This is a genomic window from uncultured Pseudoalteromonas sp. (genome assembly GCF_963922945.1).
GTDB lineage: Bacteria > Pseudomonadota > Gammaproteobacteria > Enterobacterales > Alteromonadaceae > Pseudoalteromonas.
Genome location: NZ_CAWUKC010000128.1, coordinates 1 through 5770, shown reverse-complemented (window position 1 = coordinate 5770; position 5770 = coordinate 1). Strand labels below are relative to the sequence as shown.

Below are 5770 nucleotides of genomic sequence, written 5' to 3'. Positions count from 1 at the left end.
TATTAGCATAACATTTCTTTCTTAATGGGTGGCCAAATTAACTATGCCACTACATACTGACTTTTAATGTCACAATGAATTTTCACGAAGAGTTAGGGATAAAGAAAACTTGTGTACAAAATGCAGCTTCTTGCTAAGTATTGCTAATTTATGCCAACTACTTATTGTTTAGTAATGCATTCCATATTCCTCCATCATCATTATTTAAGGATGACTTATGAATAACACAGAAGTGGTTTTAATAACGGGCGGAGGTCGAGGTATTGGTGCTGCTACATCTAAATTATTTGCATCAAAAGGGTATGCCGTTTGTATCAATTACAAGTCTAATCTAGCTTCGGCCGAAGCTGTCGCAAGCGATATTAGGGCTGCGGGTAATCGTTGTATTACAGTCCAAGCAGATGTTTCGGTTGAGAATGATGTGGTAAGGCTGTTTAAAAAAATTGATGCCGAGCTAGGTCCTTTATCAGTACTTGTTAATAACGCTGGTATTTTACGTAAGCAGTCGCGTTTGGAGGATTTAACAGCTGAAAGAATTAATACTATTTTAGCAAACAACGTGACTAGTTACTTCTTGTGCTGTCGAGAGGCCATAAAGCGTATGTCTACACGCCATGGCGGAAACGGTGGTGTTATTGTAAACGTTTCATCGGGGGCATCTCGTTTAGGTTCACCGAATGAATATATTGATTATGCTGCCTCAAAAGGGGCTATAGATACACTCACTAAAGGTTTATCACTAGAGGTTGCCTGTGAAGGAATTAGAGTTAATTGTGTGCGTCCTGGGCTAATTAATACGCAAATGCACGCTGATGGTGGTGAACCTGAAAGAGTAGAAAGGTTAAAGGAGCTTATTCCTCTTAAGCGTGGAGGTGAACCTGAGGAGGTGGCCGAAGCTATTTATTGGCTTTCATCAGCAAAGTCATCGTTTTCGACAGGGAATTTTTTAGACTTATGTGGTGGTCTTTAATACATAGTAAACCAATGTAATGGCAATTCCTCACGCTTAACACTTTTAAGTGGGTGTTATAGGCTAAAAAAGGATTGAATATGTTACTCGACTTCTCAGTTTTTGTTGAGAAGCCTGCATTAATCAGGTATTTATACTAAGCGTAGCAGCGACGCACAGATCAGTATTTCGATTTTAAAGCACTAGCTGGCTTTAACTAAGTAAAAGCTATATCAGCCGCATTTATTAAATACAACTATTCAAACACAACCTCCCCCAAACACAGCTAAGCATAAAAGCTTCGCCAAATAACTTTATTTTAGTAAACGCGAGTTCATATTGTGGTGTGTAATATCTTTACAAGCATTTTAAGTTAGGCGTTCGTACTGGGCGCTTATTTTTAGACTCCCTTTATTAGAGATACTTTTTATGAAGTTAAAGTTATTTATTGCCGCTATTATTGCCTCCTCTATGTCGTTATATGCGGCGCAAGCACAAGCAAGTGCTAAGTTTACTTTTGAAGATTTAAAAGCAATGGCAAAAGCCTCGGCCAAAAAACCTTATACGCCTGTGGAAGTGCCTGCACCTGAGCTTATTGATAAAATTACCTATGACGAACATTGGAAAATACGCTTTAAAGAAGATGAAACCCTCTACCCAAATGGCAAAAAGGCACCGGTACAATTATTTTACCCTGGGCGATATTTTCCTGAGCCGGTAAGTATTTTCATCAGAGATGATAAAAACAACGTTAGAGAACTGCCTTTTAATAATGCGCTTTTTGATATGCCTGACGACAGCCCAGCCCACGACCTACCAGAAGGGTTTGGGTTTGCAGGCTTTAGAATTATGCGTCCCGATATAAAACCAGATTGGATATCGTTTTTGGGGGCGTCTTATTTTAGAACTGATGGCCCTCAGGGGCAATATGGGTTGTCGGCTCGCGGTATTGCAATTAATACCGGCATGAGTGAGCCAGAAGAATTTCCACGCTTTTCGGCATTTTGGCTAGGCCCTGCAGAAAACAAAGGCGAAAGTATGTCTGTGTGGGCATTGCTTGAGGGACCCTCTGTTACAGGTGCTTATCGGTTTGGTTTAAGTAAAGATAACAAAGAAGCTAAAGGGCATGTTACCTCTGTAAGTGCTAATTTGTATATGCGCGCCGATGTAGAGCGCTTAGGTATAGCGCCGCTAACCAGTATGTATTGGTACTCACAAAAAGATAAAATCCAAGCGAAAGACTGGCGCCCAGAAATTCACGACAGCGATGGCTTAGCGATTCATACGGGGTCAGGACAGTACATTTGGCGACCGTTAAATAACCCGCAGTCGGTGTCGACCAATAGCTTTTATGATGAAAACCCTAAAGGCTTTGGTTTAATCCAAAGGGATCGTGATTTTAATAATTACCAAGACGACGGCGTATTTTATAATAAGCGCTCATCAGCGTGGATCAAGCCTACGGGTGACTGGGGTAAAGGTGCTGTACAGCTAATCGAAATTCCTACAAAAGATGAAACGTTTGATAACATTGTTGCCTATTGGGTGCCTGAAAAAGAGGTACGTAAAGGCGATGAGTTTACCTTTTCTTATGATATTGAGTGGCGTCCACTCGATCCAAAATCAAAAAACCTAGCAAGCGTTGTTAATACTCGCCAAGGCCAGGGCGGAATTCCTGGCCAGCCTATTCCTGAGGGCGTAAACAAAATGGTGATTGATTTTGAAGGCCCAGTATTTAAAGGCCTAGATAGAGAAAGTGGCATAAAGCCTATTGTTGAAGCCAGTAACGGCGAAATACTTGAGCCAATGGGTGCTTATCCTATAGTGGGTACTAACCAATGGCGATTAGCGTTTGACTACAAACAGAGCAATAACGACCCCGTAAGCATACGCGCGTATTTGGTTGATAAAAACGAAGAGGCGATAACCGAAACATGGGTGAGTGATGCAAAAGTAACGATTGAGTAACTATAAAAATTTAAGCGGGTGGTCCTATAATTAGTTTTATGTAGCCACCCGAATAACTGCAAAATAAATGTTTTAGCGAAGGTTGGCTAAGGCGGCTCTATTGTTTGATATTAATTTAATGGTAAAGCAGTGCAATATACGTGTGTTTTTAATTAACTGTTCTGCTAAGGGTTGTGCATATTTTTTATAATAAAACAAAAACGCGTCTATTTTAGTCAGTTTATATTCACTCTCCCTCTTAATTTACCTTGATAATCCCTAATTCATAGTTAAAATGGTCGGCTTATTTAACGAATATGCCTACTTTATTTCTGACAAAGTAATAAAAGCTGCATTAATAGATGTAGATACTAAGCGTGCAATTTAAAGCGTGTGTGCTCAATACATTTATAAAAACTTCAGGCTAGGATAAAAACGGTTTTGATAATATTAGACAACAATTTACTAATAGGTAAAGGGACTCACAGAGCTTGTTACAAGCACCCAAGTATAGATAACTTATGTATAAAAGTAAGTCATGAAGGGTTCTCTCACGAACAAGACGAAGAGCTTGCATATTATCAGCGTCTTAATAACAAAAACATTCAGTGGGATTTATTAACGCGCTACCATGGTGCGGTAGAAACCAATATTGGTAAAGGCTATGTGTTTGACCTAGTAGTCGATTCTAATAATCAAACTTCTAAAACGCTAGAGCATTATTTAAATGAGCCAAATAGTGAAGCGTTAGCGGCTCCGCTATTAAAGTTAAAAGATTATTTAATAGAAAACTTAGTTATTACCAAAGAAATAAAGCCTAGAAACATTGCCTGTATTAATAATAACGGCGCCATTGAAAGCTGTGTCATTGTTGATGATATTGGCAATACCGAGTTTTTTCCTATTAGTAATTACCTAAGCACAATGGCCAAGCGTAAAATTGATAGAAGATGGCAGCGCTTTGAGGCGAGTTTAAACAAGCACGGCCTATACCTTAAATAAGTGTTTAAATACGAACAAGTTATTTAACTCGCCTTATACTAAGTGTTAATTGCTTTACCATGTGCTTCACTTACTTCAACGACTCCTCAAGCTCTTTAATGTAAAGCACAAGTGCGCTGTACATTACGCTAAGTGCTTTTGTTACATCGTTTTCAATCACGGTCTCCGCTGGGTGATGGCTTATCCCGCCAGGGCTGCGCATAAATAGCATACCCACAGGGCAAATAGGGGCTATGGCCATGGCGTCGTGCCCAGCGCCAGAGGCAAGTGAAGGCGATGCTTGGTTATTTAATTTACATGCGCTAGAAAACAATTGCTGGATTTGAGTATCGCACGCTACGGCATCGGCCGCGTGTGTCCATTGCCAATCGAGCGTTAAATTACGCGATGTTGCAATTTGCTCCGCGCGGGTATGTATTGCATTAAGTAATACTGCTAGGTCGTTATCGTTTTGAGCGCGTGCATCTAGGCTTATTGTCGTTTTACCGGCAATAACATTGGTAGCGCTTGGGCGTGCTTGAATTTGCCCTACGGTGGCTACTTCACCATTACTGGCACTTTTTGCTAGTTGCTCTATGGCAAGGGTAAGCTCGGCGCAGGCTGCTAACGAATCCTGGCGTAAATTCATTGGTGTAGTGCCTGCATGGCCGCTTTGGCCTGATAGCGTGATCATAGCGCGTTTGGCGCCTGCAATGGCTGTGACAATGCCTAACGCCTGATTTACCGACTCAAGCACGGGGCCTTGCTCTATGTGGGTTTCCCAATAACCGAGTAACTCGTTTTTGTTAAGCGCAGCTCTTGCGTAATCATCTGGGTTTAGGCCAAAATCAAGCATAGCTTGGCGCATAGTAATGCCGTTTGTATCTTCTATATTTAACCACTGCGGGTCAAACTCGTTCGCCAGTGCTTTTGAGCCAATTAATGTGGTGGCAAAGCGGGTGCCTTCTTCATCACAAAAACCCACAACATCTAAATGAAACGGCAAATCAAGCTTAAGTGTATGCGCAAGGGCGGCGATTTCAATACCGAGTAACACACCTAAAATGCCATCAAATGCACCGGCATTGGGTACGGTGTCGAGGTGGGAGCCTATAATTAAGCGTTTAGCGTTTGGGTTTGACGATTTTAGCCGACCCCATAAATTGCCGACTTCGTCTTGCCACGATTGCATACCCGCCTCAGCCATCCACGTAGCAGTAACGCTATTACACTCTTTGTGCTCTTTTGATAAATACACGCGGTGAATGCCACCTTGCATTTGCGATAGGCCACTGAGTGTTTTACAGCGCGCTAAGGCGCGCGCAGCATAGGTGGTAGCTAGCTCATTATTTAATAATGGCGCCAGAGAGGGGCTTGCAATCGTCATGCTAAATCCTTTTTTTATTTATAATGGGCAAGGGCGGCAATAGCGGCTTCGCCTTTAGGGCCTTTGTAACCGTTGGCATGTAGGCAGGCATCTAAACTTGCCAGTGTTTGCAGTACGGCATCTTTACGGGCGTTGTAACCCATGGTGCCAATACGCCAAATTTTGCCATGCAGCGGGCCAAACGAGGTACCAATTTCAATACCAAAGTCGGTTAGCATTTGAGCGCGGACGTGATCAGCATTAATGCCCTCGGGGATATAAACACCTACTACGTTGTTCATCTTATGGTTTAAATCGCCAAATACATTTAAACCTAGAGCTTGAATACCCGTTAGCATGGCATCGCCGTGTAGCTTGTGGCGGGCAACGCAGTTATCTACACCTTCTTCAATAACAATGCGCGCACATTCTGATGCGCAATACAGCATGCTGGTGGCTTCGGTGTGGTGGTTGAGGCGCTCTTCGCCCCAGTAATTCATGATCATGCCTAAATCAAAGTAGTTTGA

At 42.1% G+C, this 5770-nt stretch carries 4 protein-coding genes and 1 pseudogene; 3 read left to right on the top strand and 2 right to left on the bottom strand.

Going from position 1 to position 5770, the window contains the following annotated elements:
• Nucleotides 1-217: 217 nt before the first annotated feature.
• The 3 genes from AABI99_RS17250 to AABI99_RS17240 all read left to right on the top strand — a co-directional run bounded on the left by AABI99_RS17250 (nucleotide 218) and on the right by AABI99_RS17240 (nucleotide 3898).
• On the top strand, nucleotides 218-970 hold the full coding sequence (locus AABI99_RS17250) for an SDR family oxidoreductase (protein WP_338367360.1): 753 nt from the start codon (nucleotides 218-220) through the stop codon (nucleotides 968-970).
• A 408-nt stretch (nucleotides 971-1378) separates the two neighbouring features.
• On the top strand, nucleotides 1379-2917 hold the full coding sequence (locus tag AABI99_RS17245) for a glucan biosynthesis protein (protein WP_338367359.1): 1539 nt from the start codon (nucleotides 1379-1381) through the stop codon (nucleotides 2915-2917).
• Nucleotides 2918-3337: 420 nt separating this feature from the next.
• Complete coding sequence (locus AABI99_RS17240; protein ID WP_338367358.1) at nucleotides 3338-3898, top strand: YrbL family protein; 561 nt, start codon at nucleotides 3338-3340, stop codon at nucleotides 3896-3898.
• A 70-nt stretch (nucleotides 3899-3968) separates the two neighbouring features.
• Here AABI99_RS17240 and AABI99_RS17235 read toward each other — a convergent pair whose 3' ends face one another.
• Together AABI99_RS17235 and AABI99_RS17230 are read right to left on the bottom strand one after the other, a co-directional pair.
• Complete coding sequence (locus AABI99_RS17235) at nucleotides 3969-5264, bottom strand: allantoate amidohydrolase (protein WP_338367357.1); 1296 nt, start codon at nucleotides 5262-5264, stop codon at nucleotides 3969-3971.
• Between the two features lie 14 nt (nucleotides 5265-5278).
• A pseudogene (locus tag AABI99_RS17230) lies at nucleotides 5279-5770 on the bottom strand (alanine--glyoxylate aminotransferase family protein); the annotation flags it as partial.

What these genes read in the sequence shown, in the direction of transcription:
- AABI99_RS17250 (WP_338367360.1), top strand. Translation starts at nt 218, where the DNA reads ATGAATAACACAGAAGTGGTTTTAATAACGGGCGGAGGTCGAGGTATT.
- AABI99_RS17245 (WP_338367359.1), top strand. Translation starts at nt 1,379, where the DNA reads ATGAAGTTAAAGTTATTTATTGCCGCTATTATTGCCTCCTCTATGTCG.
- AABI99_RS17235 (WP_338367357.1), bottom strand. Translation starts at nt 5,264, where the DNA reads ATGACGATTGCAAGCCCCTCTCTGGCGCCATTATTAAATAATGAGCTA.